The sequence below is a fragment of the Paraburkholderia sp. RL18-085-BIA-A genome, assembly GCF_046027075.1.
Lineage (GTDB): Bacteria > Pseudomonadota > Gammaproteobacteria > Burkholderiales > Burkholderiaceae > Paraburkholderia.
In genome coordinates this window covers 1-1,192 of the sequence record NZ_JARESU010000449.1, presented here as the reverse complement: position 1 = coordinate 1,192, position 1,192 = coordinate 1, and the positions used below count along the sequence as shown (strand labels likewise).

At 61.7% G+C, this 1,192-nt stretch carries 1 pseudogene; it reads right to left on the bottom strand.

Features of this window, described 5'->3' with window-relative positions:
• Positions 1 to 527: 527 nt before the first annotated feature.
• Positions 528 to 1,192: pseudogene (locus P0D89_RS53155) on the bottom strand (hypothetical protein); the annotation flags it as partial.

The window sequence follows — 1,192 nt, the reverse complement described above, 5'->3', positions numbered from 1 at the left end:
GGGTGTCATGGTGGACTCCGCTCTGAATGGTCACGACAGCAAACTGCACTGTCATCGTCCCACTCGAACGGATGTGCCCTACGGATGATCCCGGAGTCGATGCGCTGGCCAAACGCCTCCTCCCGCGTCAGCGGGTTAGTTCAAGTTTTCTTATCTCGATAGCGGTATTTTCTCGGCAAACTGGCGCTCATGAGAACGGGGGCTGACCTCAGCACCTTCAGCGACCCTCACTCCGTTACCGTCCGGATGCCGATGAGCCGGCCATTCTGCGCGCCTGCTGCGCCGACGTGCCGGTTCGCCCGCGTAAAAAACTATCTGCCAAACCGCGTTGGGGCCGAGCAGTCCGCAGATGGAGTCCTCGGCACGGTTCGTCCGCTGTTTGCAAAGGTTGCGCCGGTCAGCCGGCCGGGTCTCGCCACCGTTTCTGGACACCTGCCGGTGAGCGTTTCCGGGATGCGAACGCAGTCAAGGCCGTGCAGCACACGTGCATGCCGACTGCGTGGGTCAGCGACCGCTGTCAATTCTGGTCAGAGCGACACGATCTGTTGCAGGAGCTCCAACGCTTTCATTTCGTCCAGGCGTCCGGTGCGTGCCTTACCCGCGAGCGTCTTGATCAGCGCCTCGGCTATCGGCTCAATACCGATCAGATCGTCCAGGCTCGTCACGGGAGCAGAACGACGCGGCTCCGTGATGACCTCTGTGACGGGGGCCAGCGCAGGCTGCGGCTGAGAGGCGGACGACGGGACATCGCTGTCAACAGCTTGCCGAACGTCCGGCTCGGCGGCGGACGGAAGCACCGGATCCGGTTGCTCCACAACTGCCTTCGTTCCGGCAGCGACAATCGGATGATCTGTCTCGGGCGGATGGGCGCGTCGATGGCTCGCGGTTTTCGCGTTCTTGCCGGTAGACTTTTTTTCCACCGCCGCTGCCGGCTTTTTCGCGGCTGACAATTCCTGCTGATCAGATGCAGATCGACCCGACCGCGGATCTGGATCAAGCAGAGCCGACACCGACCCCGGGATGTCCGTGACTGAACGGGGAACGTCCAGCCAGGCAGTTGGCAACCCAAGACGTTCGGTGAAACGGCTGGCTTCGGCGTCGTCCATGCGCTTCTGTCCGTACAGACGATTGTCGAGGTTGGAGGCGCTGATATTCACGACTGCGCTGAGTCGCATCTTCGATCCTTTACGAT